We start from the raw sequence: 26,896 nt of genomic DNA on the forward strand, positions 1-26,896 counted from the left end.
TATGAAAAACAAGATTTACATTATCGACGGCAAGACCTATCTCTCCCACATCAACGATGAGGTCCACCTGTACGGCCTTCTCCACCAGCTCGCCTTCCTGGCGGGCCGGATCAAGGACGAGGAGGACGTGTTCCATGTGCTGGGCGCGGCGAAGCGCTACGGCGAGATCGCCGAGGAGAAATTCCAGGGCTGGGGCATCCCCGGCCGCTACCTGGTATTCGGCGACCCCAAAGACCTGAAGGACCTTATGGCAAAGGAGCTGGCGGAGGCCACCCCGGTGCCCGTGGAGGAGCCGAAGCCCAAGAAGTATAAGGATGAGTACATCATCCCCGGCTATGGCTTCCGTATGCTGGTGGGCGACATCCACCACCTGATCGTCCTCTACTATTCGCTGGCCCGCCGCCTGTCCGAGGCGGAAACGGAGAAGGACTTCCTCCGGCTGAAGAAAAAGGCCGGCGGCTATGAAAAGGTGCTGAAAAAGCTCTTCCGCAGCCTGGGCCTCCCGGAGGACAGCAATGCCGCCCAGGACGTCCTGGAGGAGTCCATCATCCGCCGCCATAACCTGGTCCGCCTGGAGGATGTGGAGGAGCCCCAGGACGAGGGAGACCTTGAAGGGGACGAGGTATGGAGCGACTGACCCATGTGAGCCTGTTCTCCGGCATCGGCGGTCTGGACCTGGCGGCGGAGGCGGCCGGGTTCGAGACCGTCTGCCAGTGTGAATGGGCGGACTACCCCTATTCCGTCCTGGAGCGGCACTGGCCGGACGTGCCGAAGTTCCGGGACATCACCACATTCACGAAGGAGGCGTTTTTTGAGAAAACAGGACTTGAAACAGTCACCATCATCTCCGGCGGCTTCCCCTGCCAGCCCTTCTCCACCGCGGGAAAGCGGAAGGGCTTTGCGGATGAACGCTACCTGTGGCCGGAAATGTGCAGAGTTATTACCGAGCTGCGGCCCCGTTGGGTGCTTGGGGAAAATGTTGCTGGCTTCATCAATATGGGGCTCGACAAAACGATTTTTGACCTGGCAAAAGCGGGATACGCTGTTCTCCCATTCGTATTTCCGGCTTGCGGCGTCGGCGCGTGGCATGAGCGCCAGCGAACTTTTATCGTCGCGGCTGATGTTTCCCACGCCCCTTGCCTCCGACAAATCCACCTGCAGGGACGCGGCAAACCTGGATGTGTACCTGTCGGACAATGGGATCTTCCGCAAGCGGAACAGGGACGGGACGATCTGGAGCCTGAGCCTTTCGGCGGCGGTGTTCTACCTGACGCCGGCGGCGTCGGAGGGCTACCGCTCCACCCTGAAACCCACGGCCTTCCAGGGCAAGTCCCCGTCCAGCAACCTGTCGGCCCAGGTGATCCACCAGGAGCAGCCCCTGTCGGAGAAGGCGGCACTGAACCCGGATTGGGTGGAATGGCTCATGGGCTTCCCGAAAGGATGGACGGCCGTATCCTCTGGCGAGAGGAACCCGCAGATGTCCCCCGCATAACTGATGACACGAAGGACCGGGCCCTGCGCCTGAAAACCCTGGGCAACGCAGTCTGCCCGCCCCAGGCCTATCCCATTTTTCACTATATCGCGGCGATTGAGACCGGGGCGTGCGCCAGCATCTGCCCCTATGGAGGAGGTGACGGATAAATGCAGGAATGGAAAGCCTCCGAGAAGGAGGCCCAGAAGATGACCCGTGACGGGGCCATTTCGGTGAACCTGGTGACCGGCGAGGCCACCCACATTTCGGACCGCCCCCAGGAACAGGACTATTCCTCTGCTGATGAAACGGCGGGGACATTGAGCCGGGCGGTGGACGAGGTGGAGGGCCATGTGGAACGGCGCCAGGCGAAAAAAGCGCGGCGCAAGCGGCGCGACACCTTCCGGGAGGGTGAGGCGGCCAGGGACCGCCCTTCCTCCCGTTTGCAGTTTTCCGAGACAGACCAGGCGGCACCGGAACTGAAAAAGGCCATCCGCAAGTCGGACAAGGCGGCGGATCGGCTGGACACGGCGAAAGCTGCTGTCCCCATCAAGCCTCCCAGCAAGGAGCATGGCAACCCATTGTCCAGGCCGGTGCAGGAAATACGGTCCACCCTCCACGGCGAAGTGAGCAAGGTGGAGGGCGATAACTCCGGTGTTCAGGCCGGCCACCTGGGAGAACGGCAGATTGAGAAGACCGTGGGCTATGGCAATCGGCGTTTCCATCAGGCGTGTGCGGACCGGAAACTGAAACCCTGGCGGGATGTGAAGCAGGCGGAGCAGGCAGCGGTGAAAGCCAATGCCGATTTCTACTGGCGGAAGTCCGTTCTGGAAAATCCCCAGCTTGCGTCCAGCAATCCCATCTCCCGCCTATGGCAGAAGAAACGGCTGCAAAAACAGTACGCCGCTGCCCACCGGGCAGGGACCGGCGCGGCCCAGGCTGCGGGAAAGGCGTCCCAGACCGCCGCTTCCGCAGCGAAGAAAGGCGGCGGGACCATCGCCCAGAAGCTGGGCGGCCTTGTGACGAAGAACAAACACACCCTTCTCATTGTGGGAGGGATCGGCTTGATCCTCATGCTCATCATGGGGCTGATGCAGTCCTGCACTTCCATGTTCGGGGGCGGGACTTCCGGCCTGGTGGCGTCCTCCTATCTCTCCGAGGACGCGGATCTGACCGGGGCCGAGGCCGCCTACTGCGAGATGGAGGCGGAGCTGCAAGAATATCTGAACACCTACGAGGCCACCCATGACTATGACGAGTACCACTTTGACCTGGATGAGATCGAGCATGACCCTTATGTGCTGCTGTCCATCCTGTCGGCGCTCCACGAAGGGGTGTTCACCCTGGACGAGGTGCAAGGGGATCTGGAAATGCTCTTTGACAAGCAGTACATCCTCACCGAAACTGTGACCACCGAAACAAGGTATCGGACGGAAACCCGGACAGACAGCGAGGGCAACGAGTACGAGGTGGAGGTTCCCTACACCTGGTACATCTGCACCGTCACGCTGGAGAATTTCGACCTCTCCCATGTGCCGGTCTACATCATGGGCGAGGACCAGCTCTCCATGTATGCCGTGTATATGTCCACCCTGGGCAACCGGCCGGACCTGTTCCCGTCCTCCGGGTATGTGGGCAAGTACATTGAGAACCCGCCCACGGCCTGGGACATCCCCGCCGAGTACCTGACGGATGAGCGGTTCGCCACCCTCATCACCGAGGCGGAGAAATACCTGGGATACCCTTATGTCTGGGGCGGGAGCAGCCCGGAGACCTCCTTTGACTGTTCCGGCTTCGTCAGCTATGTGCTGACCAATACCGGCCTGTGCAACACCGGGCGGCTGGGCGCCCAGGGGCTCTATAACATCTCCACGCCGGTCTCCGACCCCCAGCCGGGCGACCTGGTGTTCTTTGTGGGCACCTATGACACCAGCGGTATCTCCCATGTGGGTATTTATGTGGGCGACAATATGATGTTGCACTGTGGAGATCCGATTTCCTACACCAATTTGAACACCAGCTACTGGCAGTCTCACTTTTATGCCTACGGCCGGCCGCCGTACAACTGATGGGAGGTGAAACACACATCAATATGGTTTCCTATGGGGGCGGTGTCAACAGCACCGCCCTTTTAGTCGGTCTGCACCAGCACCGTATCCCGGTAGACCTGATCCTCTTTGCGGATACCGGGGCGGAGCATCCCCACACCTATGCCTACCTGGACATTATGGACCGCTGGCTGAAGGACCACGGGATGCCGCCCATCACCAGAGTGTATAAGACCACGCGTGACGGAAAGCGGCTGACCTTGGAACAGGAGTGTTTGCAGAGCGGCACCCTGCCTTCTATGGCCTATGGCTTCAAGCGGTGTTCCCTGAAACACAAGATCGGACCGCAGGAAAAGTTCTGCAACCATTATCCGCCGTGTCAAAAGGTATGGGCGGCGGGCAAACGGGTGGTCAAGTTCATCGGCTACGACGCCGGCGAAGGCTACCGCAGCGACAAGGTGTTGCTGGGGGATCTGGCCGACCCCAAGTACAGCAAGTGGTATCCCCTGATGGAATGGGGATGGGACCGGGCGGCCTGTCAGCAGGCCATTGAGGATGCGGGCCTGCTCCAGCCGGGCAAATCCTCCTGCTTCTTCTGCCCCAGCATGAGGGCGGAGGAGATCATCCACCTGCGGGACCACCACACGGACCTGTTCCGAAGGGCCATTGCCCTGGAGGACAACGCCCGCCCCAATTTGAAAACGGTCCAGGGCCTGGGCCGCAACTATTCATGGAAAGAACGATTTGGAAAGGAGTTTTGCGAACATGGCAACTGTTGAGAAGATCCGCCGCGACATTGAAAAGACCAGGGAGAAAATCTCCGAGCAGCAGAAGCGCCTCCGCGCCCTGGAGGCCCAGCTCACCGAGGAGGAGAACCTGGAGATCGTCCGCATGGTCAAGGCGGTGAAGATGGACAACCGGGAGTTGACGGCCTTCCTGAAGGCCTACGCCAGCGGCCTCATCACCCTGCCGGATGGCATGATGGAGGCGGAGGCCGCGGCGGACCCCGGCGACGAAGATATGGAGGATAACGAGTATGAGGAATAAGAAGATCATCCGCCTGTTTACGGCGGCTCTGGCCGTGGCGCTCTGTGCCACGGCCTTTGCTGTCCCCGCCTTCGCCGGCGGCGGGGATGGCGAACCCTACTACACGGAAACGGCCGGGACAGAGACCGCTCCCACGTGGGATGCCGAGTCCCCGGAGGTCACTGTGACCGATGATGAAGATACTGCTGGCAACAATGATACGCAGGCCGACGGTGATGCCCTGGACCAGCTTGCCGAGCTGCTGGGCGGTCTGGGGACTGTCACGGTCACCGAGGAGGGTATCCAGTTCACCCCTGACGCGGAGGGATTGGAGACCCAGCAGATCGGGACTGTGACCACCTGCGGGGGAAACCTGAATGTCCGCACCGGCGCGGGACTGGAAAACGACGCATTTACCCAGCTTCCCAACGGGGCGCAGGTGGAGGTCATCGGCACCGAGGGCGAATGGGTCAAAGTGCTTCTGCCGGAGCGTGAGGGCTATGTCCATTCCGATTACCTGACCATCACGGACACGGGCAGCTTCTCCCTCTCCCTGGACGGGACGGACCTCTCCGCCCTGCTGGAGCTGTTCGCCTCCGGCCTCTCCGGGGGCGGAGGGGCAGCCCTGACCCCGGATGGGAACCTGTCCCTCATTGACGACCTGGGCGGGACATCCTCCGGCAAGCAGTTCATCACGGTGGAGACAAAGGGCGGCAACGTGTTCTATCTCATCATCGACCGGGATGACGAGGGGGCGCAGACCGTCCACTTCCTGAACCAGGTGGACGAGGCGGACCTCCTGGCACTGATGGAGGATGGCGAGGCCCAGGAGGCGCCGGCGGTCTGCACCTGTACGGAGAAATGCCAGGCCGGGGCGGTGAACACCTCCTGCGAGGTGTGCGCGGTGAATATGGCCGAGTGCGCCGGCGCGGAGCCGGAGCCGGAACCCGAACCGGAGCCGGAGGCGGAGAAGTCCGGGGGCATGGGCGCCCTGGCGCTGGTCCTGGCGCTGGTGGTGCTGGGCGGCGGCGGAGCCTTCGCCTATATCAAGTTTATCCGTCCCAAGCAGGCGTCCAAGGTCAGCGCAGACCCGGACGACTATGATTTTGCGGATGAGGAGGAGTATATCAACGAGGACGAACCGGAACCGGAGGAAGAAACGGAGGATACGAAATGAAGCTGGTGATCTGTGAGAAACCGAGTGTTGCAAAAGCCGTCGCGTCGGCCCTGGGTGTCACATCCAGGGCCGATGGCTGTTTTGAAGGAAATGGGCTCATCGTTTCCTGGTGCGTGGGGCATTTGGTGTCCCCGATGGACGCAGCCGGGTACGACCTTGGTTATAAGAAATGGAAGTATGATGACCTTCCCATCCTGCCGGAGCCCTTCCGCTATGTGCTGGCGAAGGGCAAGGAGGACGCCTTCCAGAACTTGAAGCACCTCATGGAGCGAGAGGACGTCACCGAGCTGGTCAACGCCTGCGACGCCGGGCGGGAGGGCGAGCTCATCTTCCGGCTGGTCTATGAGATGGCGGGATGCCAGAAGCCCTTCTCCCGTCTGTGGATCTCTTCCATGGAGGACGCGGCGATCCGGGAGGGCTTCCAGGACCTGCGCCCCGGCGCGGAGTATGACCCGCTGTACCAGTCCGCCCTCTGCCGCCAGAAAGCAGACTGGCTCATTGGGATCAACGCCACAAGACTTTTTTCTGTCCTCTACCACCGCACCCTGAATGTGGGGCGGGTGCAGACCCCCACCCTTGCCATGCTGGTGGACCGGGACAGCAAAATCACAATGTTCCGCAAAGAGAAATACCATCATGTGCGCCTGACCCTGGGCGGGGCCGAGGCGGTGTCGGAGAAGATCGCCGCCCCGGAGGAGGCGGAGGCCCTGAGGGCGGCCTGTGCCGGCGCGGAGGCAGTCTGCGCTTCCGTCACCCGTGAACAGAAGAAAGAGGCACCGCCCAGGCTCTACGACCTGACCACCCTCCAGCGGGAGACCAACCGCATCTTCGGCTACACGGCGAAACAGACGCTGGACTACGCACAATCCCTCTATGAGAAAAAGCTGCTGACCTATCCCCGGACGGACAGCCGGTTTTTGACCGCCGACATGGCGGAGACCGCTTCGGTGGTCCTCCACCTGGCGGCCAAGGTACCGCCCTTTGACGGGTGCGGGGAGTTCTTCCCGGATGTGTCCTTGCTGGTAAATGACAAGAAGGTGTCCGACCACCACGCCATCATCCCTACCCTGGAGCTGGAGAAGGTCGACCTGTCCGAACTGCCCGTGGGTGAGCGCAATATCCTTCTGCTGGTGTGCCGGGAGCTGCTGTGCGCGGTTGCGGAGCCCTATGTGTACGAGGCGGTGACGGCGACCTTTACCTGCGGCGGGCAGACCTTCACCGCCAAGGGGCGGCGCATCCTCTCCGAGGGCTGGCGTGAGATCGACCACATTTTCCGCGCTTCCCTGAAGGAGCAGCCGGAGGGCGAGGCGGAACCCGCCGCTCTGCCGGACTTCACCGAGGGTCAACTTTTTGACCAGGTGGAGGCCGCTGTCACCGAACACTTCACCGCCCCGCCCAAGGCGTACACGGAGGACACCCTCCTGGCGGCGATGGAGACTGCCGGGAAAGAGGAGATGCCGGAGGACGCCGAGCGCAAGGGCCTGGGCACCCCGGCCACCAGGGCGGCGATCCTGGAGAAGCTGGTGGCGGCCGGGTTTGTGGAGCGCAAAGGGAAAAGTCTCATCCCTACCAAGGCGGGGATCAACCTGGTCACCATCCTGCCGGATACTTTGACCTCTCCCATGCTCACGGCGGAGTGGGAGCAGAAGCTGACCGCCATCGCCAGGGGTGAGGGCGATCCCGCCGCGTTCATGGCGGGGATCTCTGACATGGCGCGGGAGTTGGTGAAAACCTATTCCCACATCTCCGAGGAGGGGCAAAAGCTGTTTGCCCCGGAGCGCGAGACCATGGGCCTCTGTCCCCGCTGCGGCAAGCCAGTCTATGAGGGCAAAAAGAATTTTTACTGCTCCGACCGCTCCTGCCGCTTTGTCCTTTGGAAGGATGACCGTTTCTGGACCTCCCGCAAAAAGGAGCTAACAAAGAAGATGGCCGCCGACCTTTTGAAGAAGGGCCGCACCTCCGTCAAGGGGATGTGGTCTGAAAAGAAGGGTTCCACCTATGACGCGGTGGTGGTGCTGGATGATACTGGCGGGAAGTATGTCCGCTTCAAATTGGAGTTCCCCAAACGGAAGGAGGGCGTGAATGGCAGATAAAGCAATCCCGGATATTTCCCTGGGCGGCGCTGAACAGAACATGAGCCGGGAGGAGCTGGCGGCGGTAGCGAAAGCCGTTGCCGCCCTATCCCAGGAGGACCGGGACCTTCTGGCTGCTGTCCAGGAGTCCCCCTATCGGCTGACCACGGCGGAGCAGTTCCTGGAATTTGAGAAAAATGTGGACTGCTTCGTGCTGGAGCCCCATGTTCGGACCCTGGAGGACCTGGGCTGGGAGTACCTGGAGGAGAAACTGACCATCGGCCTGACGGACGACCTCCGGGCCGCCATTGACCCCGCCCCCTTCGGCCGGCGCGCCCTGGAGGAGAACCGGGGATGTTTCACCAGCCGGGGGTATCTGTTCCCCACGGATGACCCATGGCAGCACGACCGCCCCCAGGCGAAGCAGGCGGACCGCAAGCCCTCCATCAGGGAGCGGCTGGAACAGAGCAAACAGGAGTGCAGGAACAAAAATAAGGCCCAGGCGCCCCGCAAGGGGAAGTCTGAGCCGGAGCTGTAAGGAGGTGCGTATATGCCCCATTATGAATATGACAAGGATTATCCCTTTGCCGCCTTCATCACCAACCTGGGCAAGTACAACGAGGGCGACCTGGTGGGCGAATGGGTGAAGTTCCCCACCACGCCAGAGGAGATGCAGAAGGTGTTTGAACGGATCGGCATTGGGCAGAAGGATGACTTCGGCCAGCCCTACGAGGAGTGGTTCATCACTGACTATGACTGCTATGTGGACGGCCTCTATGACAAGCTGGGCGAGTATGAGAGCCTGGACGAGCTCAACTACCTGGCTTCCAAGCTGGACGAGATGAGCCAGGGTGAGTACGAACAGTTCCAAGCGGCGATGGAGATCGGCGACCACTCGGGCAGTTTGCAGGAGATCATCAACCTGACCGAGAACCTGGACTGCTATGATATTTACCCCGACATCCACGACCACGACGACCTGGGCCGGTATTACATCGAGGAGCTGGACGCCATGCAGGTGCCGGAGCATCTGCGGAACTACATCGACTATGAGGCCTACGGCCGGGACGTCGCCCTGGAGGAGGGCGGCGAGTTCACCGACCTGGGGTATGTGCGGGACACCGGGAGCAGCTTCCATGAGTATTACGATGGGGAGCATGGCAGCATCCCGGAGGAATACCGGGTGATGACCTTCCAGGACGCGGAGGAGCTGACCGAGGAGGAAAAATCCGAATGGGCGATGGACATCGCCTACGATATGGACGAGTTCTTCCGCCAGCACGACCCGCAGTACGCCGCCGAGCCGCCGAGCACCCGGAGGAGCACGCGGCCAAGGAGGAGATCTACGAAAACCTGATGGCCGGCCGCATTTCCGCCCTGGATGAGAAGCTGGCCGCCCTGGGGCAGACCCAGGAGGACTACCTGCCTTCCGAGATCGAGAAGTTCAAAGACGCCACCGGGTATGAGGAATTTCTCGATGTAGACCCTGTGGCGATCCGGGAGGCCATCCAGAACCCGGACAAGTCCCATGTGGACGAGATGCTGGCCTTTGCAGAGCAGGCGGGCCGGGAGTATGAGGCGGAGCTGTCCGGGCAGGCCCCGGCGCCCTCCCCGGATGACCGGGAGACCGGCGAAACGGTACGGACCCCCAGGGGCACCTTTTATGTGACAGATATGAGCCGGGAGCAGATGGAGGCGGCCGGGTACGGCTTCCACCATCAGTCTGACGATGGGAAGTATCTCATCATGGGCAATGGTTCCCGCTCCTTCGCCATCCGAAACGAGGAGACCCAAGAGCACGCCGCCCCGGAGAAGATGACCGTCCTGGTGGTGGAACCGATGAAGGAGCCCTATGTGAAGGAGATCGCCCCCGGCCTCCATTCGTTACAGGCAGAAGTGGGCGGCGATATTGCCGCCACTTATCCCTTCTCCGACCCGGTGGGGCTGGTCTGTAACGATGAGGGCAAGCTCATCGGTTTGGAGCTGAACCGGGGCCTGCGGGATGAGCATGGGGAGATTTACGATATTATGGCCGGCACCTTCCTGGTGGTGGGGTTGAGTGAGGACAGTTTCACCTCCCTGACCCCGGAGCAGGTGCAGAAATACACGGAACACTTCAAGCAGCCGGAGCAGTTCATCAGTCTGAACGGGCAGATCGTCGCCCTGCCGGTGGAGCCGGAGAACCCGCTCCGCACCGCAGAGATGACCCTGGAGGATGACTACGGGATGATTGACGGGGTGCTGAACAACGGCCGCAGGGGTGAGGAGCTGGAGAAGGCCCAGGGTGAGGTGCGCAGGACCACGCCGGAGAAGAAGCCCTCCATCCGGGAACGACTGGCGGAGGCGAAAAAGGAGTGCAGCGAGCGCAAGCCCCCGGACAAGGCCCACCAGAAGAAGCCCCCGGAGCACGACCTATGAGCCGGAGCAAGAAGTGGCGGCTGGAATGGGCTTTCTTCCTGGGGGAGAACGGCCGCCGCAAGTACAACAAGGTCTGCAAGGGCTGTGTCCATCCCTGCAAGCAGAGCTTCCGGGCAGTTCTTATCTCCTGCCCTCATTACCAGTCCACACGCTCGAAAAAGTGCAGAGATAAGGGTTGAAAATAGGACGGAAAATCGCCTGTGGCGGCTTTTTCGGGAGTAGCCTTTATGATTTCCCATGTGGGCGTGCCCCTCCGATTTGAGGGGTGCAAAGCCCCGGTTTTGAACACTTTTTCATAGCAGAGCGGGAGTGCCGCCTTCGGTTTGAGCCGAGGGTGACGCTCCCGCTTCTTTTTTGTTCTCTCTTTTTCTTTCAATCAGGATCGGACAGGATAGGAAGGATATTCGCCGTAGCAGGCGCTGTGGGAATGTGAGTAAACGGTCACGCTTGCGGAGCTGTGGGAAACGATGTTTGCGGGCTGTGGGAAAGCCGGCGGCTTTTCCATCGGGCCGTGAATGTCTGTTTTCCATCGGCGGAGCGGCCGTTTTCCACATTTCCATAGTGCGGTTATCCCACGATCAGGCGGTAGATGGTGAGGGGCACATACCACGCCGCCACCAGCAGGCGCCATACCAGGACGAAGCCCCCGATGAGGCCGCCGATGATGAAGTTCAGCACGAACAGCGCGGCACCGCCGCCCAGGGAGCCGCCGCCCGGCACGATCCAGACGCACATCCGATGGATGCCGAAGGGCAGGCCGCAGAGTATCCAGAGCCAGAGAAGATCCAGCTCTCCATTCCTGATGCAGGCGGATTTGAAAATGCAGTACAGCAGCCCGGCGATGGCGACGGGCAAAACTGCCTTCTTGAAAAATTCCTTGATGGCCTCGGTTCTCGTCATTGGCGGCACCTCCATTCCTGCCTCCATTATACCGGGAAAATTGAAACGCGCCCAGGGGTTTTTGAAAAGTCTGGTAAAGGCATACAACTGCCGCTATTCCAGCTCGTTATTTCGCTGTCTCTGCGGTTCGGCCTCCCGCGGCTTTTCCAGCAGGGCCTCCACATTCTGGCGGAGGGTGTCGTACTCCCGTTCCTCCCGCTGGACCTTCCTATATTCCGATTGCAGGGCGGTCCTTCTGGCGGTGAGCTCGTCCATCTCGGCCCGGAGACGCTGGGTGGCAGGCAGGGGTACGGCGTCCAGGCGTTTCAGTTCTCTTGCCGCCGCCTCAAACAGGATGATCTCCCCCTCATGCCCCCGCAGGAATTTCTCCTTGTCCCTGGACTGGCGGTATTGGTCATACAGGGGACGGAGCTGGCGGTAGGTGGCAGCGTGCTTCATGGTGAGGGTCAGCCGCTCCATTTCCTTCTCCGTTGCCCGGAGGTCTGCCTTCACCTTGGCGGTAGCGGCCGCCGCCCCGTCGCAACGCTCGGACAGCTCCTCATAGCTGGAGATCCCGTGTTCGGTCAGGAAGTTCAGCGTTTCAGCGGCCCGCTTCAAATTCTCGATGGTCGCCCAGTGTTTGTAGCCGGCACTCTGCTGGGCTTTGAGATTGTTCTGGATGTCAATGAGCAGGCTGGGCTTCCCGGTGCGCTGTTTCGGCTGGCGGGAGGGCCTGGGCCTTTCGGCGATCCGGGCGGTCAGTGCCTCGTCGGCATAATCAGCGCCCAGGGTTTTCAGTCGGGTGAACCTCTCCTGGCCCGGAGCCCTGGCGGATATGTACTTGCCCCGTTTCAGCTCGTACCCTTCCCGCTGGAGGCGGCGGAGCAGGTCCTCCAGGTCAGAGCAGCCGGGCAGGAGCCGGTCGATGGCGGCGCGCAGCTTCGCCTTGTAGCTGGTGCCGTTCTGTTCCGCCTGATGCTCGATGTAGCTCTTGCCCTTGTCCCGGCCGGGGACGATGACAGACAGGCCGTGTTCTTTGCAGATCCGGTCACTGGTGCGGCGGATGAAGTGATAGCTCCGCTTATTGGAGTGATAGTGCTTGTGGTCCTGAAAGCTGACCGCATTGAAAATCAGGTGGTTATGAACGTGGTCTTTGTCTATGTGGGTGGTGAGGACAAATTCATATTTGCCGCCCAGGACCTCCCGCGCCAGCTCCATACCGATCCGGTGGGCCTCCTCTGGCGTGACCTCCCCAGGTTCAAACGCCTGGATGAGGTGCCGGCCCAGGTTCGTGCCCTTGTCGATGGCATGGCGGCGGGTCCAGGCAAATTCGATGTCGGCGGTCTCTGCGGAGCAGCCGAAGGAGGACACCAGCAGCTTACCGTCCGTCTTGTCGGGATTGCAGATATAGTCAATGGCCGCTTTCAGCGTTGACTTAATAGGATGCGTCTTTGTAACTGCCATATCTGGTCCATCCTCTCCCGGATCTCCTCCATGTCGGCCTGGTAGGCCGGGCCGCCGGCGTTCAACCGCTTGGCGATCTGGTTGATGTTCCGGCCGATGGCAGAGAGGGCGCGGGTCATCTCCTTGATGTCGGTGGTGTCCACCTGGATGATGTACCCATCAATCGCCATCTTGCGGAGATAAGCGCCGATCCGCTTTGTATGGAGCTGGGCCATCTTCTGTTCTATCAGGGCCCGTTCCTCTGCTGTCACCGGGCAGCGCAGGACGATGGGCCGTTTGCGGTTTGCCATAGTGTATGCCTCCGTTTCCTCATAAGGGTCTGGGACTATCCCAGCAAGCAATTTTTGTGTTTAGGGGCAAGGGGTTCCCTAAACCGAAAATTCGCAAGTGTGGCTACACTTGCTGTGCTTGCTATCGTTTCTTTTCCCGTACCTATGTAATACCGAAACCTTCACTTTTGCTACCTTCCGGGCAAAGAAAAACGCTACAAACGGTATTCATTCATAGCGTCATTTAATCCATATTCAATTGTGCCGGGAACATCATTCTTCATCCTCCGCTCTGGCATCCAACATAGCCTGAACGGTGGCAGTGATGATTTTGATTTCTTTCTCACTCAGGCCATCAAGCAGGGTATCAAGCTGCCGGCGGGCTGTGGTCTTGCCGTCTGCGTGATCTTCAAAGAGAAACTGATCCACCGAGATATGATAGCGGGAAACAAGCTCAAAGAAAATCTGGAGGCTTGGATGTTGTCCCTTATTTTCAATATTGGCAAGATAACGGGGCGAGAGATACATTTCGTCTCCCACCTTGTTCCTGGACTCCTTGCGTCCGTTCCTTGCCGCTTTGATTGCGTCCCCGAAGGGCTTAAAATTATATTTTGGTACTGGTCTTTTTGCCATATTCATTCACCCTACTACATTTTACTGTTCACCTTTCTCTCTGGATATGTCCACACAGTTCTTATCGATAGCTAAAATAATTCATATTTTGGCTTAGCATTTCACGATAATCGTAAAATATCCTATTGACCGAATCGGTTATTTATGATATACTTGCCTTGAATGACCGAATCGGTTATTTAGAAAGGAGAGTATACCAGCAATGGATAAGTTTTTGGCACTTACAGAAGAAAAGCAAACAACGATCCGCAATGCAGCTCTGGCCTGTTTTGCAAAGCATGGATATGAAAAGGCATCCATCAACGATATTGCCGTAGCGGCTGGCATTTCTAAGGCTTCTATCTTCCAGTATTTTGGAACGAAGCAGGCCCTCTACGAGTACCTGTTTTATTACTGCTCATCACAAATGAAGCAAGCATACGATCTGAGCACCTTAGATGCAAACGCAGACTTTTTTGACCGGGTGTGGGCAGCCAGCGTAATGAAGGTAAAGAATTTAAAAGAGAATCCTTACATTGCGGCTTTTATTGGCAGTGCCGCAACAGAGCAGTCACCAGATTTAAAAGACATTTTGACCTCCGCAATGGAAGAAGGTAAGAGATTTACAGAAGTATTGGTTCTGCATGAACAAGATAGCGTAAAATTCAAACGTCCAGAGGACGCAAAGCTGGTTTTTCAGATGCTGATGCTATTGGCAGATGGGATCGTGTCCCGGTTTGAAAACGGAATCGACTATGACAGCATCATGTCGGAATTTGAAAGCATTCTGCATATGCTGAAGTACAATTTTTATAAGGAGGAATATCTGCTATGAGTGAACCCATGATTGTTTTAGAGGGACTGACAAAAAGCTATGGAAAGCACCGTGGAATCGAAAACATTAGTTTCTCAGTCAATTCGGGAGAGGTTTTCGGCTTTATTGGACCAAATGGAGCCGGAAAATCTACTACAATCCGCACTCTGATGGGACTGTTAAAGCCCACTGGAGGTTGTGCTTCCATTTTTGGATTGGATTGTGGACAGTATGCGGCTGAGATAGCAAAAGACGTGGGCTATCTACCCAGCGAGAACTGCTATTACAATGATCTGAAAGTTAGAGAAATGCTCCAGTATACAGCGGATTTGTACGGTATGGATTGCAACAGCAGGATGGAGGAACTGGCAGAACGGCTGAATTTGGACTTGTCACGAAAGATACAGGATTTGTCCCTGGGTAACAAGAAGAAAGTCGGTATTGTATCGGCTCTGCTGCCCTCACCCAAACTGCTCATTATGGACGAGCCTACCAGCGGACTTGACCCGCTGATCCAGCAGACGTTCTATGAAATCTTGCGAGAAGAAAATAAAAGGGGCATGACCGTCTTTTTGTCATCCCATGTATTGAGTGAGGTACAAAAGCTGTGCGACCGTGTTGCAATCTTACGGGAAGGAAAGCTGATAGATGTTCAATCTATGGAGGAGCTTCGTGGAAATGGATATAAAAAAATTTCACTGACCACAAAGGAACCCATCATGAAGGGCTTCTTCTCTATTCCTGGAGTGGCAAATCTGAAACAGGGGCAGGAATGTACCTCTGCATCCTTTATGTTCAGCGGGAACACCATGACCATCATGGACAAACTTCACCAGTTGAAACTGGAGGATATTTTCATTGAGGAACCTTCACTTGAAGAAATATTCCTCCATTATTACGAGTAGGAGGATAGGGATATGGTTGTCTTTCAATATGAATGGAAACGCAGTAAAAAAAGCATCTTGATTTGGGCCATTGTTCTTGCGGTTTGTATTTTCTTTATGACACCAGTTTATTACGGTCTGATAGGAATGACGGATTCTCTGCCAGAGAATTTTGCGCAAGGCGGTTTTTTTGAAACTGTTGGGGTGTCTCTTGATCTATTGATGAAACCGCTGGGAATGTATTCATTTCTTACTGGCTTTTTTATGATTGCTGGTGGGATTTTCGGGATGCACTTCGGCTTATCCCTGCATACTAAAGAGTGTACAGAAAATACGTCAGAATATTTGTTTACAAAACCTTGTGGACGTCGAATGATCTACCGGGGAAAGACACAATGCTTGCTTGGCGGCGTGTGTGTAGTAGGAGGCGCTTATCTTGTGGCATCACTTGTAACGATGCTACTGTTCAAGCCCGGATTTTCGTTAGGAGAGTTTTTCCTGTTGGCAATCTCCTTTTTCCTTGTTACCTTGTTTTTTGGAGCATTGGGGCTGTTATTAGGAAGCTGCAAGCCAAACAATCGATCTCCTCTATTGACGGCAGGCTTAATTGTATTCCTGGAATATTGCATCACAGCCTTTTCCAGAACGGTAAGTAATCGTATGATTGGATTTCTGTCTCCATTTTCTTTTTTCAACCCCTCAGAAATACACAAGCTGAGATTTTATGAATGGGATTACTTGATTTGGTATATTTTTCTGGTGGCGGCTTTTTTGATCCTGTCCCATGCAGTATTGATGAAGCGGGATATTAAATTTGTGGCATAGGAGGTAGGAGAATGAAAGCATTGATAAAAAAAGAATTGCGTCTATCAAGGAAGTTTTTGCTAATCTGGATGGGAATTGTTCTGCTCCTTTGCTGCTTTGCTTATTTTGAATTCCTCTCAATGCGGAACACTCTTGGAGAACTGGCGGAAATGATGAATGCCTTTCCCAAAATTCTTATGATTATGTTCGGGATAGGTGAAAAACTGGATTCTGCTTTAGGTTGGTACGGCTGCATTTATTTCTGGGTAGCTATCCTAACTTACAGTTATGCAGTCTATCTTGGCATTTCCAGTGTTGCAAAAGAGAAGTCGCAGGGAACGGCGGAATATCTGTTTACAAAGCCAGTGAGCCGAAAAAAAATCGTTGAAGCAAAGGCTTTAGCCTGTGTGTGCAATTTGTTTATACTTGCAGTATTTAGTGGATTGTGCAACTATTTTACCTCCATCCTGCCTTTGGGAGGACTGGAGCAAAAGGGGGCTGCTGTTACGACTACAATCGGCTTGTTCTTAACGGAGGTCATACTGTTTGCCCTGGCTCTTTTGATATCTGGCATTAACCAAAACTATAAAAGAGCGATTCGTCTGGGAGCAGGGTTGTTGCTGGGATTCTATGGTATTTATATCGTGGCTGAATATCTGGAAATTCCGGCGTTGTATTACTTGACGCCGCTGAAATATTTTGATGTTTATGCGGTAGCTAGAGAAGGAATCAATATTGCTTTTTTGTTGTTAGCGGCTGTCATTGTTGCAATTTCGATTGCTGTGGCAAGAAAGAAATGGGCAGGCAGAGAAATGTAAGATTGAGGGAAAAAAGCATTCCATAATAAGGAGAAAGGAACGCCATATGAGTAACTCTATAAAAGCGGCTATGCAGAATTTTGCGGTCAGTCAAGCCCTGAAGTACATAGAGGGCAATCCAGAGGAAAATATCCCTAAACTGATGGAATTGGTCGATAAATATACGCCTGAGGATTGGTATTCCAGCCAACGTAATGCTATCCGCGAAGCTATTGAAGAAAAAAGCAATTGGTATCAGCTAATCCTGCGACTGTATGAACTTGCCCCCGGCGTCCGCAAAGCGTTCTTCCAAAATTTCCTGTTTAACGCCAGCCTAAAGGGAGGCGCCATTCAGGAAGAAGCAAAGGAGAAGTATGGCTGTAATATTCCTTGGGCTATCCTTCTCGACCCTACTTCCGCTTGCAATCTATGTTGTACTGGCTGCTGGGCAGCGGAGTATGGTAATAAATTAAACCTCAGTTTGGAAGATATCAACTCCATTGTCCGTCAGGGCAAGGAGCTGGGTACCTATATGTACATCTACACAGGCGGTGAACCGCTGGTGCGGAAAAAAGACATTATTAAACTGTGCGAGATGCACCCGGACTGTGAGTTCCTGGCGTTTACCAATGGTACGCTCATTGACGAGGAATTTTGTCATGAGATGCTCCGGGTTAAGAATTTCGTTCCTGCCATTTCTCTGGAGGGCTTTGAGAAAGCTAATGACAGCCGGCGAGGTCAGGGAATCTATCAGAAAGTGCAGGATGCTATGGCCCGGATGAAAGCTCACAAGCTGCCCTTCGGCGTTTCCACCTGTTACACTAACCGGAATGTGGAGGATGTGAGCAGTGAAAAATACTTTGACCTAATGATCGACAGCGGTGCACTGTTTGTATGGTTTTTTCACTATATGCCAGTAGGTAATGACGCTGCGCTGGAACTGCTTCCAACCCCGGAGCAGCGGGAGGAAATGTATCACCGCATCCGAGCTTTCCGGCAGACAAAGGCTATTTTCAGTATTGATTTCCAGAATGATGCGTAATATGTAGGTGGCTGCATCGCCGGAGGGCGGAGTTATCTACATATCAATGCCAAGGGTGATGTAGAGCCATGTGTGTTTATTCATTACTCTAATACTAATATCCATGATGTCGCTTTGTTGGATGTCCTTCGCAGTCCGTTGTTCATGGCATATCACGATGGACAACCCTTCAACGAAAATATGCTTTGTCCATGTCCCATGCTGGAAAATCCGGAAAAGCTGCGGAAGATAGTAGCAGACACCGGAGCGGTGAACACAGACTATCAAAGTCCAGAGAGCGCCAACCACCTGTGCGACAAGACCACGCCCTATGCTGAGAACTGGAAGGATACGGCAGACAGGCTATGGCACGATCATGGAGTGTGCACGAGCAGTGGCGGGGAGCTGTGATACATTAACATTATCTATTACAACAAATAATGGAACTTCTGTTACTGTGGCAAAAAAATCTGGGCAGGCAGAGAACAGTAAATTCAGTTTGAACATTATTGTTGGGGGTGGCGATAAGAAAAATGATACATAATGCCTCGATAGGGGATTTTGAGTGGTTATTATGTCCTTTTTGCAGTAGCAAAACACGCATCAAAATGCGCTCGGATACAGAATTAAAAAACTTCCCTTTATTTTGCCCTAAGTGCAAAAAGGAAATGTTAATCAATGTGAAAAATCTGAAAATTTTAGTTATCACAGAGCCAGACGCACAGACGCAGAGCCGATAACGCGCAACTAAAAAGCGGTTATTGGCTCTGCATTTTTGATAGATTATGTGACTGCCAACCGCATATAACACAAAATCGTTGTTTGTTGGTTGGCTTTGTTTGAACACAACGGCGGTTTTGAAAAATCAAGGCCGCCGTTCTTTTGTCCTCCAAAGGAATGACGTCCTGGTGCTGACAAACACGGCGGCTTATGGAGGGAGCCGCCGTGTTTCAGAAATGCTATCGACATAAACCGACAGACAATAAACTGTCAAAAAAAGTGTAGCTCCCCCATCGGGTCATTCCGGTCACAACTATGAACACATAAATCATGTAAATACTCTTAATAATTCCTTTACGCCCGTCTGCGTTTTGCAGACGGGCGCTTTTTTCTGTTTATGCGAGCCTTCGCTATCCAGCGGAGCCTTTCATAAAAATTTTCTTCCCTTTGCGGTTGCTGATTTGGCGATCCCTGCATTACTGAGGCGAAAAGGGAGGAAATCACCACCCCGCACCTGCGGGCGCGAAGGGAGGTGAGAAAATGAAAGACTCCAATGAGCAGCGTATTCAAAATCAGTTTGGCGCTTTTTGTACCACGGTTTTGAAAAACGAGGCAAGGTGTATTCAGCGTGAATGCGCCCGCCGCCGGGAACAGGAAAAGCCCCTGGACGAGCTGACAGCTTCCGAGCTGGAGCAGACCGCCACATGGGACAAGTATTTCATGGACGAGCATGTCTTTGAGGTACAGGGTCTCCCGGTAGTCGTGACCGGCAATCTTCTGGCCGAGGCCATAGCGCAGTTGCCGGAGGGCAAACGGGACGTGATCCTACTGTCCTACTTCCTGGGTATGAGTGATCGCGAGATTAGCGAGCGGCTGAATGTCGTCCGTCAGACCATATCCAAACGGCGGCTTGTCACGCTGAAAGAATTGCGCGAGTATCTGATGAAGGAGGGATTTGAATGGCCGGACAAGTGAAACCTATCCCGGTGCCTGTGATCCTGGCAGCCGTGGCCGGCGACGAGGATGCCCTTGCCGCCGTGGTCGCTCACTATCAGAATTACATCCGGGCTCTTGCCACCAGGCCGCTGAAGGACGAATACGGGAATACATACCTGTATGTCGATGAAGATATGCGGCTCAGGCTTGAAACGAAGCTGATCCACAGCATCGTGACGGGCTTCAAGGTATTGTCGGCCTAAAACCGTTGGGGCAAGTTTCACTCCCTTTCCTTGCCCCGATGGTCCGGCAATGAAGCTCCATGCTCTTTGAAAAAGAAAGCCCGGTGGGAGGCCTCCGGTGCAGTATAAGGCAGACAGATACATTCTGTTCTGTATCGAGCCATACGGCCGGTGCGCCATGACCTCCCAGGAGTGAGCGACCCACACCAGGCCGCAAAGCAGGCGTGGCAGCTTGCGGGCGACGACATACAGGCAGGTTAAAGATACTCGCGCGTTGAACGCCCACAAAGCATTGCGCGCCGCACCCATAAGCATGGGCCGGGGTGAGACTCCCGTGGAGCTGTGCCAGCAGCCGTCCGTTTTGCCTCTTTTATTCGTTATTCAACTTGCAAATAATGAAAGGGGTAATTTATGCAAGAAGATAGAACCTTTGAAAAGAAAGATATAAAATATGCCCCGCCTGTGCGGAGCGAAAAGAAAATCGGAAATACAACCTTCATCGTCAATTCCTTCTTTCCTGAGCAGGCAAAAGACGGTGTGGTTTCTAAAATAGAAAGGCTTATCAAGGACGAAGTCCGAAAAAAAGCCATAACAACTTGACCTCCATAGGCAGACAAAACCCAAAAAGCGCGGTAAAATAAGTGTAGAACTTCATACCGTGTTTGACTGCCAGATTGGAGGTTATTATGTTTTATCAGTCAAACACCGCTGCCGCGCTTCAATTCCCTTACGCAATTATGAGCGCCGAAGAAATCACCGCTTTATATTGCAGATTGTCCCAGGACGATAAACTGGAGGGCGACAGCAACAGTATTATCAATCAGAAGAAAATCCTGCAAAAATACGCTCTTGAACATGGATATACCTACTTCCGCTTTTACATTGACGACGGTATTTCAGGTACGACATTTAATCGCCCTGGGTTTCAGGAAATGATTTCCGATATTGAGGCTGGTATCGTCAAACGTGTTATCATCAAGGATATGTCCCGTTTCGGCCGTGACTATCTGCAGGTGGGTATGTATACGGAAATCATGTTCCCGGAGCACGATGTTCACTTTATCGCCGTGAATGATGGTGTGGACAGCGCCCAGGGCGACAATGAGTTTACCCCTTTCCGCAATATCATCAATGAGTGGTATGCGAAGGACACCAGCAAGAAAATCCGAGCTGTGATGAAAGTTAAGGGAAACGCCGGAGAGCATTTGACAAGCAATCCGCCTTACGGGTACATGAAATCCCCTGACGATCCGAAACATTGGATCAAGGAGGATGAACCGGCCCAGGTGATGTATGAGATTGGCCTTTATATCATGGACGGTCTCGGGCCTTCACAGATTGCGCGAAAGCTGAAGGAAAGAAAAATCCTTACTCCGGCTGCCTACTACGAAAGCAAAGGGATGAAAACCAATGTCAAGAAACAAGGTGATCCCTACGCTTGGGACTCCTCCACCATAGCGGATATGATGGGCCGCTGGCGTGAATACCTGGGCCATACGGTGAACTTCAAAACCCGGAAGAAATCCTACAAGAGCAAAAAGACCATCCAAAACCCTGAAAGTGAATGGGCCATCTTTGAGAATACCCATGAACCTATCTGGACGGAGGCAATGGCCGATGCGGCAAGGTTGGCAAGACAGACCAGGCGCCGCCCGACAAAGATGGGAGAAATGGGGATGTTCTCCGGCATGATGTATTGTGCCGACTGTGGCTCGATCATGTATCAGTGCAGGGCGACAGGTTTCCGCAGGGATCAGGAATACTATATCTGTTCCGGGTATCGCAAAGGGAAAGATGTGTGTGGGGAGACCCATTCCATCCGAACCGTTATCCTGGAGGAATTGATCCTTGATAACCTCCGGGAGATCGTTTCCTTCGCGAGACAGCACAAAGAGCGGTTTGTTCAGATGGTCATGGATATGGACCTGAAGGAGCGTAACAAGGGACTTGCCAAAAAGAAAAGATTGTTGGCTGATGCTGAAAAGCGGATTGCAGAGCTTGACAACATTTTCAAGAGACTGTATGAGGACAACATTTCTGGCAAGCTCACGGACGAGCGTTTCCGCAAATTGTCCCAGGACTATGAGGGCGAGCAAGGCGGCCTGAAAAATCAAGTGCTTCTGCTCCGTGAGGAAATCGAGGCAGTTGAAAGCAAGAGTGCTAATGTTGACAGGTTTCTATCCATCGTTGACAGGTATACGGAAATCCCGGAGTTGACGCCCCACATCCTGCATGAGTTTGTTGAGAAGATCGTCATTTACGCAGCGACCGATCCGCACAGCAAGGTAAATCGCAGGCAGCAGGTAGATATCTACTACAAGGGCATCGGTATCCTGGAAATCTCGAAAGTTTTTGATACACGGCATAAATGAAAGAAACGGCATAGCCGTAAGCTATACCGTTTCTCTCTCGCCCTACAATGTTTTCTTATTAGGATTGCACATTTGGTGTTCTTTTTTTATTTCATAAAAAACTTCGTTCCTATGAAATAAAATGCTTCGCTTCTAATCTTCTGTATCTTTTAAAATACAATAGCCCAATTTCATGTCGCGGCAGCGGGAAGGTCTTGTTCTTTATGAGATACAATCCAGAGAATATAATGAAGTTAGATAAAAAAGAAAAGGAAAAAGAAAGGAGGAAAGTATGTTTTGGGACAAGCTTAGTGAGCAGCTGATTTTTGCCGGCATGGAAGCGGAGTCATCAGATGATATCTTCGAAAAAATGGGAAGTGCGTTGATTGATTCCGGCAAATGCAGAGAAAGTTATATCGAGGCTTTAAAAGAACGTGAGAAAGTGTTCCCGACAGGAATTTTAGTGCAGGATACAGGAGTCGCAATTCCTCATACGGATCCGGAACATGTAATCGATTCAGCCATTGCGATTGCTGTTTTGAAAAATCCGGTGGAATTTTATCATATGGGGACCAATCCTTCGGAAGGAATGAAAGTTTCGGTTACTTTTGTTATCATGCTTGCGATTGCAGGAAAACAGCATCTGGAAATGCTCCAGAAAGCAATCCAGCTGATCCAGGATCAGGACGTGCTGCAGAACCTGATTCAGGCAGAAGATGCTGCACATATGATTCAGATTATAAAAGATAAGGAGGAGAAAGAACATGAGAACAGTTAAGATTTTATCAGCGTGCGGAACCGGTGTAGCGACATCGACGGTAGCGGCGGAAACCTGCAGACGCCTGCTGGCGGAAAGAGGCATTCCATCCGTTGACATTACAGAGTGTAAGGCGATTGAAATCGTGGCGCGTGCGGAAATGATAAATCCGGATCTGATTATTCATACGGCAGAAGTGCCGTTGGATAAATTGAAAGATTATAAGTGCTTTCGGGTATTGGAATTTATTACCGGATTTGGAGCAGAGGAGGTAGCGGATCAGATTGCGGATTATATCAAAGCAACGGTAAAAGACTAGATAAGGAGGATATATATGGAAATATTAAATTACATACTGGATATGGGCGGTTCCGTTGTCATGCCGATCATCATAACGATCATAGGTCTGATTTTCGGACAGAAATTCAGCAAAGCATTCCGTTCAGGAATGACCATTGGAATCGGACTCATCGGAATCAACCTGATCACCGGGCTGATGGGAGACTATGTAAGTCCGGCAGCCCAGGCTATGGTAGAACGATTTGGCATTAATCTTTCCGTTGTGGATGTTGGATGGCCGGTAAGTTCAGCGATTGCGTTCGCTACAACGATCGTGCCATGGGTGTTTGTTACATGTTTTGTATTAAATATCATTATGCTTGCTACCAATACGACAAAGACTCTGAATATTGATATCTGGAATTACTGGCATTTTATCCTGACAGGTTCTCTTGTACAGACGGCAACTGGAAGCCTGATTCTTGGAATCATCGCATCCGGCCTTACGTTTATCATCGTTATGAAATTTGCAGATTACTCTGCGCCAAGAGTGCAGGAATATTTCGGACTTCCAAATGTATCAACGCCGCATACAGAAACCGTCAGCTGGGCGCCGTTATGTATCCTGCTGGATAAAATATATGATAAAATTCCTGGTTTCAATAAGATTAAATTTGATGGAGACACCATTCAGGAAAAACTGGGATTTCTGGGAGATCCAATCGTGCTGGGACTGATTCTTGGAGCTTTTATCGGTCTTTTGGCAGGATATGAGCCAAATGCTTTGATTACCCTTGCGGTACAGATGTCTGCGGTTATGTTCCTGCTGCCGAGAATGGTAAAAATCCTGATGGAAGGTTTAATGCCGCTTAGTGAAGATGCCAAGAAATTTATGGCGAAACGATTCCCGGGAAAAGAAGTCTATATCGGAATGGATGCGGCAATTGCCACAGGATCTCCAATGGTTGTTTCCGCAGCTCTGCTGATGATCCCGATTACACTGCTGTTAGCTGTGGCGCTTCCAGGCAACAAGCTGCTTCCGCTGGTAGACTTGTCAACACTTCCTTTCTTTATGATCTGGCCGGTTGTAGCATCCAGAGGAAATCTGCTGCGGGCGATTATCACTGGATGTCTGATGATGACAGCAATCCTTTATATTGGAACAGATCTTGCGGGAACAGCAACGGCAGTAGCACAGGCAACAAATTTTGCGTTCCCGGAAGGAGCAACGGCTATTTCATCTCTGGACATTGGAGCGCATCTGGTACCATACATCATTTACAAGATTTTGGCATTATTCTAAGAAGGAGGGATTTTGTGTATGCTGCTTGAAAATGAACGAAAAAAAGTCATTGAGATTGCATTAAAAATTAAGGCGGAGAAGTTAATTCCTTTGACATTTGGAAATTTCAGCCTGAGGGATCCGGAAACCGGTTATATTTGTATCACGCCGAGCGGGATGCCTTACGACACACTGCATCCGTCAGATATTGTAGTCGTGGATGTGGATAATAATATCATTGACGGAGAACGGAAACCATCCATTGAAACGCCTCTTCATACATCTATGTATAAAAAGAGACCAGATGTAAACGGGGTAGTGCATACTCATTCTACTTACTGCACCGCATGGGCCTGCAGGGATGGCGGAATGCCATGTATTACATCTGAAGCAGCGGAACTGGTCGGCGGCAAAGTAAATCTGGCATCGTTTGTCCCGCCTGGTTCTAAAGAGCTGGCAGAAGTAACATCCGAGGCAATCGGACAGGATAAAGCAGTGCTTATGGGAAATCATGGAGTGATCTGCGTGGATGAAACGATCGATAAAGCATTCAATGACGCGATCATCGTTGAGGAAAGCGCGAAAGTCGCATATATTGCTTATCAGATGGGAGAAGTTAATACACTGGAAGACCAGATGATTAAGTTTCTGAAGGAAGACGCAGATCAGAATTATGGGCAGAAATAAGATCATAAAGGAGGATACTATGCAGGGAAAAATGAAAGCTCAGATGTTTTATGCACCAGGGGATGTCAGATTTGAGGAAACAGACATTCCGCAGATTACAGATGATGAAATTCTGGTAAAAGTAAAAGCCGCACTTACATGCGGAACAGATTTAAAAACATATCGAAGAGGCCATCCGACGATTATTCAGTCAGTGCCATCTACTTTTGGACATGAATTTGCCAGCGAGGTTGTAGAAGTTGGAAAAAATGTTACCAAATTTAAAGTAGGCGACAGAGTCGTAGGAGCCAACACAGCGCCATGTTTCGAATGTGAGAACTGTAAAAATAAACGTTACAGTCTGTGTACAAATCTGCAGTATCTGAATGGAGCATATTCTGAATATGTGGCAGTGCCGTCCCACATCTTAAAATATAATTTTTATAAAATACCGGATCATCTGCCATATGAACAGGCAGCTCTGCTGGAACCTTTGGCATGTGCAGTGCATGGCGTGGACCGGATTCCGGCCAAAGTAGGAGATAAAGTAGCTGTCATCGGCGCCGGACCGATCGGACTGATGTTTATGAACCTCCTGGTATTGAAGGGATGTCAGGTGATCGCTGTGGATCTGTCGGACTACAGGCTGAACATTGCAAAAGAGAAATTCGGAGTTTATGAAACAGTAAATGCAAAAGAAGATTCTCATATTCAGGAAGTAAGGGATCTCTGCGGCGGATCAGGAGCAGATGTGGTGGTCGAAGCAACCGGTTTTCCAAACGTCTGGGAAAATGCCATCAATATGGTACGGCCGGGAGGAACCGTGCTGGCCTTTGGAGGAACCAAAGCAGGAACAACCATCACAGTGGACTGCCAGAAATTCCATTACGAGGAAATTACATTGATGGCAGTTTACCATCATACGCCATATCATGTAAATCTTGCTCTGAAACTGCTTTCCAACGGGCTCATCGATGGAAGCAAATATATTTCCGGATACTATCCTCTGGAAAAAACCATTGATGCACTGGAGAGCATTGGAAGACAGGAAGGAATCAAATATGTTATTCTGCCGGAAGGCACGGATAAATAGCAGAACAGAACCAGAGAAGGGCGGCGGACAGATGCCGCCTTTCGTCTTGTCCGGGCAGAGAATGTATGTTATCCTGTAAACGTAAAAGACACTAAGGTTCCAGAAAAAGGATGGTGCGTGCAATGAAAGACGGATTAGAACGATTTGTATCTGCCCAGGAGAAGTCTTACGATACTGCCCTTCAGGAGATTCGGACAGGAAGGAAACGAAGCCACTGGATGTGGTATATTTTTCCTCAGATTGCCGGACTGGGGCACAGCCAGACCGCCCGCTATTATGCCATAAAGGATATGGAGGAAGCCAGAGCGTATATGAAACATGAGATTCTTGGAAAGAATCTGATTGAGATTTCCCAGGCGCTCCTTCAGACGCCTTCCAGTGACCCGGGAGAGGTGATGGGATGGCCGGATGATATGAAGCTGAAATCATCCATGACTCTTTTTTTGCTGGCAGCGCCGGAATGCAATGTGTTCCAAAAGGTACTGGACAAATTTTTTCATGGAGAGAAGGATAAAAATACCATCAGAATTTTAAAAAACAGCTGAAAAACGCTGCCGCATTTTCTGGTGTGCTCCCCGTCAAGTAGACAGTGAAAAAAATATAAGTTTTTCTGCCAGTTGGTTTTACCAGCTGGCAGTTTTTTTATGCTGCCTGTAAATAACTCTTATGCTTTTCCATTGGCGTCATGACTCCGAGATTCCGTTGTAACCGTCGTCCATTATAATACGCTATGTATTCTTCTATCATGGACACGAGCATCTCTCTGCTTGTAAAACGCCTGCCATAATAACGTTCCCTTTTTATGATCCCCCAG

At 52.8% G+C, this 26,896-nt stretch carries 30 protein-coding genes and 2 pseudogenes; 27 read left to right on the top strand and 5 right to left on the bottom strand.

What is annotated here, in order from left to right:
• Position 1 precedes the first annotated feature (1 nt).
• The 10 genes and pseudogenes from JMF81_RS00700 (at position 2) to JMF81_RS16610 (ending at position 10,212) form a co-directional block, all read left to right on the top strand.
• Positions 2-637 carry a hypothetical protein gene (locus JMF81_RS00700; RefSeq protein WP_201309570.1) on the top strand — a complete coding sequence of 212 codons (636 nt, stop codon included), beginning with the start codon at positions 2-4 and terminating at the stop codon, positions 635-637.
• The gene (locus JMF81_RS00705) at positions 625-1,641 is read left to right on the top strand and encodes a DNA cytosine methyltransferase (protein WP_201309571.1); all 1,017 of its coding nucleotides are present in this window, start codon (positions 625-627) and stop codon (positions 1,639-1,641) included. The genes JMF81_RS00700 and JMF81_RS00705 overlap by 13 nt, the downstream gene beginning before the upstream one ends.
• Entirely contained in the window at positions 1,642-3,540 is a 1,899-nt protein-coding gene (locus JMF81_RS00710; protein WP_201309572.1) for a CD1108 family mobile element protein, read from the top strand.
• Entirely contained in the window at positions 3,540-4,298 is a 759-nt protein-coding gene (locus JMF81_RS00715; protein ID WP_330611396.1) for a phosphoadenosine phosphosulfate reductase, read from the top strand. Before JMF81_RS00710 ends, JMF81_RS00715 begins: the two co-directional genes overlap by 1 nt.
• Complete coding sequence (locus JMF81_RS00720; RefSeq protein WP_201309573.1) at positions 4,285-4,566, top strand: DUF4315 family protein; 282 nt, start codon at positions 4,285-4,287, stop codon at positions 4,564-4,566. The genes JMF81_RS00715 and JMF81_RS00720 overlap by 14 nt, the downstream gene beginning before the upstream one ends.
• Positions 4,556-5,722, top strand: a complete 1,167-nt coding sequence (locus JMF81_RS16975; RefSeq protein ID WP_201309574.1) for a CD1107 family mobile element protein — start codon at positions 4,556-4,558, stop codon at positions 5,720-5,722. The genes JMF81_RS00720 and JMF81_RS16975 overlap by 11 nt, the downstream gene beginning before the upstream one ends.
• On the top strand, positions 5,719-7,815 hold the full coding sequence (locus JMF81_RS00730) for a type IA DNA topoisomerase (protein WP_201309575.1): 2,097 nt from the start codon (positions 5,719-5,721) through the stop codon (positions 7,813-7,815). Before JMF81_RS16975 ends, JMF81_RS00730 begins: the two co-directional genes overlap by 4 nt.
• A complete protein-coding gene (locus tag JMF81_RS00735) occupies positions 7,805-8,332 on the top strand; it encodes a hypothetical protein (RefSeq protein ID WP_201309576.1) in 528 nt (175 codons plus the stop codon). The genes JMF81_RS00730 and JMF81_RS00735 overlap by 11 nt, the downstream gene beginning before the upstream one ends.
• 12 nt (positions 8,333-8,344) lie before the next feature.
• Positions 8,345-9,574, top strand: a pseudogene (locus JMF81_RS16605) (antirestriction protein ArdA); the annotation flags it as partial.
• Between the two features lie 35 nt (positions 9,575-9,609).
• Positions 9,610-10,212, top strand: a complete 603-nt coding sequence (locus JMF81_RS16610; protein ID WP_330611400.1) for a DUF3846 domain-containing protein — start codon at positions 9,610-9,612, stop codon at positions 10,210-10,212.
• Between the two features lie 567 nt (positions 10,213-10,779).
• Here the strand turns inward: JMF81_RS16610 and JMF81_RS00745 are convergent.
• The 4 genes from JMF81_RS00745 to JMF81_RS00760 all read right to left on the bottom strand — a co-directional run bounded on the left by JMF81_RS00745 (position 10,780) and on the right by JMF81_RS00760 (position 13,457).
• Positions 10,780-11,127, bottom strand: a complete 348-nt coding sequence (locus JMF81_RS00745) for a DUF6050 family protein (RefSeq protein ID WP_330611397.1) — start codon at positions 11,125-11,127, stop codon at positions 10,780-10,782.
• A gap of 78 nt (positions 11,128-11,205) precedes the next feature.
• Positions 11,206-12,555 carry a relaxase/mobilization nuclease domain-containing protein gene (locus JMF81_RS00750; protein WP_201309577.1) on the bottom strand — a complete coding sequence of 450 codons (1,350 nt, stop codon included), beginning with the start codon at positions 12,553-12,555 and terminating at the stop codon, positions 11,206-11,208.
• Positions 12,516-12,845: a plasmid mobilization protein gene (locus JMF81_RS00755; RefSeq protein WP_201309578.1), complete on the bottom strand. Its 330-nt coding sequence runs from the start codon at positions 12,843-12,845 to the stop codon at positions 12,516-12,518. The genes JMF81_RS00750 and JMF81_RS00755 overlap by 40 nt, the downstream gene beginning before the upstream one ends.
• Positions 12,846-13,097: 252 nt before the next feature.
• A complete protein-coding gene (locus JMF81_RS00760; RefSeq protein WP_087282230.1) occupies positions 13,098-13,457 on the bottom strand; it encodes a helix-turn-helix transcriptional regulator in 360 nt (119 codons plus the stop codon).
• Positions 13,458-13,659: 202 nt separating this feature from the next.
• Here JMF81_RS00760 and JMF81_RS00765 point away from each other — a divergent pair, with 202 nt between their 5' ends.
• The 17 genes and pseudogenes from JMF81_RS00765 to JMF81_RS00845 all read left to right on the top strand — a co-directional run bounded on the left by JMF81_RS00765 (position 13,660) and on the right by JMF81_RS00845 (position 26,627).
• On the top strand, positions 13,660-14,271 hold the full coding sequence (locus JMF81_RS00765; RefSeq protein WP_201309579.1) for a TetR/AcrR family transcriptional regulator: 612 nt from the start codon (positions 13,660-13,662) through the stop codon (positions 14,269-14,271).
• Positions 14,268-15,155 carry an ABC transporter ATP-binding protein gene (locus JMF81_RS00770; protein ID WP_087282234.1) on the top strand — a complete coding sequence of 296 codons (888 nt, stop codon included), beginning with the start codon at positions 14,268-14,270 and terminating at the stop codon, positions 15,153-15,155. The genes JMF81_RS00765 and JMF81_RS00770 overlap by 4 nt, the downstream gene beginning before the upstream one ends.
• Positions 15,156-15,167: 12 nt before the next feature.
• Complete coding sequence (locus JMF81_RS00775; RefSeq protein ID WP_087282236.1) at positions 15,168-15,959, top strand: ABC transporter permease subunit; 792 nt, start codon at positions 15,168-15,170, stop codon at positions 15,957-15,959.
• A gap of 20 nt (positions 15,960-15,979) precedes the next feature.
• On the top strand, positions 15,980-16,756 hold the full coding sequence (locus JMF81_RS00780; protein ID WP_446681710.1) for an ABC transporter permease: 777 nt from the start codon (positions 15,980-15,982) through the stop codon (positions 16,754-16,756).
• 46 nt (positions 16,757-16,802) lie between these two features.
• Positions 16,803-18,167 (top strand): annotated as a pseudogene (locus JMF81_RS00785) (radical SAM protein).
• Positions 18,088-18,300 (top strand): hypothetical protein, encoded by a 213-nt coding sequence (locus tag JMF81_RS00790; protein WP_201309593.1) that lies wholly within the window; start codon positions 18,088-18,090, stop codon positions 18,298-18,300. The pseudogene JMF81_RS00785 and the gene JMF81_RS00790 overlap by 80 nt, the downstream one beginning before the upstream one ends.
• Positions 18,290-18,496, top strand: a complete 207-nt coding sequence (locus JMF81_RS00795; RefSeq protein WP_087282242.1) for a cysteine-rich KTR domain-containing protein — start codon at positions 18,290-18,292, stop codon at positions 18,494-18,496. Before JMF81_RS00790 ends, JMF81_RS00795 begins: the two co-directional genes overlap by 11 nt.
• Before the next feature lie 520 nt (positions 18,497-19,016).
• Complete coding sequence (locus JMF81_RS00800; protein WP_087282243.1) at positions 19,017-19,451, top strand: RNA polymerase sigma factor; 435 nt, start codon at positions 19,017-19,019, stop codon at positions 19,449-19,451.
• Positions 19,436-19,675: a helix-turn-helix domain-containing protein gene (locus tag JMF81_RS00805; protein WP_087282245.1), complete on the top strand. Its 240-nt coding sequence runs from the start codon at positions 19,436-19,438 to the stop codon at positions 19,673-19,675. The genes JMF81_RS00800 and JMF81_RS00805 overlap by 16 nt, the downstream gene beginning before the upstream one ends.
• A gap of 390 nt (positions 19,676-20,065) precedes the next feature.
• Positions 20,066-20,254: a transposon-encoded TnpW family protein gene (locus JMF81_RS00810; RefSeq protein ID WP_087282247.1), complete on the top strand. Its 189-nt coding sequence runs from the start codon at positions 20,066-20,068 to the stop codon at positions 20,252-20,254.
• Between the two features lie 86 nt (positions 20,255-20,340).
• On the top strand, positions 20,341-22,026 hold the full coding sequence (locus JMF81_RS00815; protein ID WP_182466491.1) for a recombinase family protein: 1,686 nt from the start codon (positions 20,341-20,343) through the stop codon (positions 22,024-22,026).
• 271 nt (positions 22,027-22,297) lie between these two features.
• On the top strand, positions 22,298-22,783 hold the full coding sequence (locus tag JMF81_RS00820) for a PTS sugar transporter subunit IIA (RefSeq protein ID WP_201309580.1): 486 nt from the start codon (positions 22,298-22,300) through the stop codon (positions 22,781-22,783).
• A complete protein-coding gene (locus JMF81_RS00825; RefSeq protein WP_201309581.1) occupies positions 22,770-23,081 on the top strand; it encodes a PTS sugar transporter subunit IIB in 312 nt (103 codons plus the stop codon). The genes JMF81_RS00820 and JMF81_RS00825 overlap by 14 nt, the downstream gene beginning before the upstream one ends.
• A gap of 15 nt (positions 23,082-23,096) precedes the next feature.
• Positions 23,097-24,344, top strand: coding sequence for a PTS galactitol transporter subunit IIC (locus JMF81_RS00830; protein ID WP_201309582.1), 1,248 nt, complete (start codon positions 23,097-23,099; stop codon positions 24,342-24,344).
• 18 nt (positions 24,345-24,362) lie between these two features.
• Positions 24,363-25,010 (top strand): class II aldolase/adducin family protein, encoded by a 648-nt coding sequence (locus tag JMF81_RS00835; protein ID WP_201309583.1) that lies wholly within the window; start codon positions 24,363-24,365, stop codon positions 25,008-25,010.
• Between the two features lie 19 nt (positions 25,011-25,029).
• Positions 25,030-26,082: a zinc-dependent alcohol dehydrogenase gene (locus tag JMF81_RS00840; RefSeq protein WP_201309584.1), complete on the top strand. Its 1,053-nt coding sequence runs from the start codon at positions 25,030-25,032 to the stop codon at positions 26,080-26,082.
• A 122-nt stretch (positions 26,083-26,204) separates the two neighbouring features.
• On the top strand, positions 26,205-26,627 hold the full coding sequence (locus tag JMF81_RS00845; protein WP_201309585.1) for a DUF1810 domain-containing protein: 423 nt from the start codon (positions 26,205-26,207) through the stop codon (positions 26,625-26,627).
• 97 nt (positions 26,628-26,724) lie between these two features.
• Here the strand turns inward: JMF81_RS00845 and JMF81_RS16725 are convergent, their stop codons facing one another.
• Positions 26,725-26,889: an IS3 family transposase gene (locus JMF81_RS16725; protein ID WP_308805581.1), complete on the bottom strand. Its 165-nt coding sequence runs from the start codon at positions 26,887-26,889 to the stop codon at positions 26,725-26,727.
• Between the last annotated feature and the right edge of the window lie 7 nt (positions 26,890-26,896).

It is taken from the genome of Anaerostipes butyraticus (assembly GCF_016586355.1).
Classification (GTDB): Bacteria; Bacillota; Clostridia; order Lachnospirales; family Lachnospiraceae; genus Anaerostipes; species Anaerostipes butyraticus.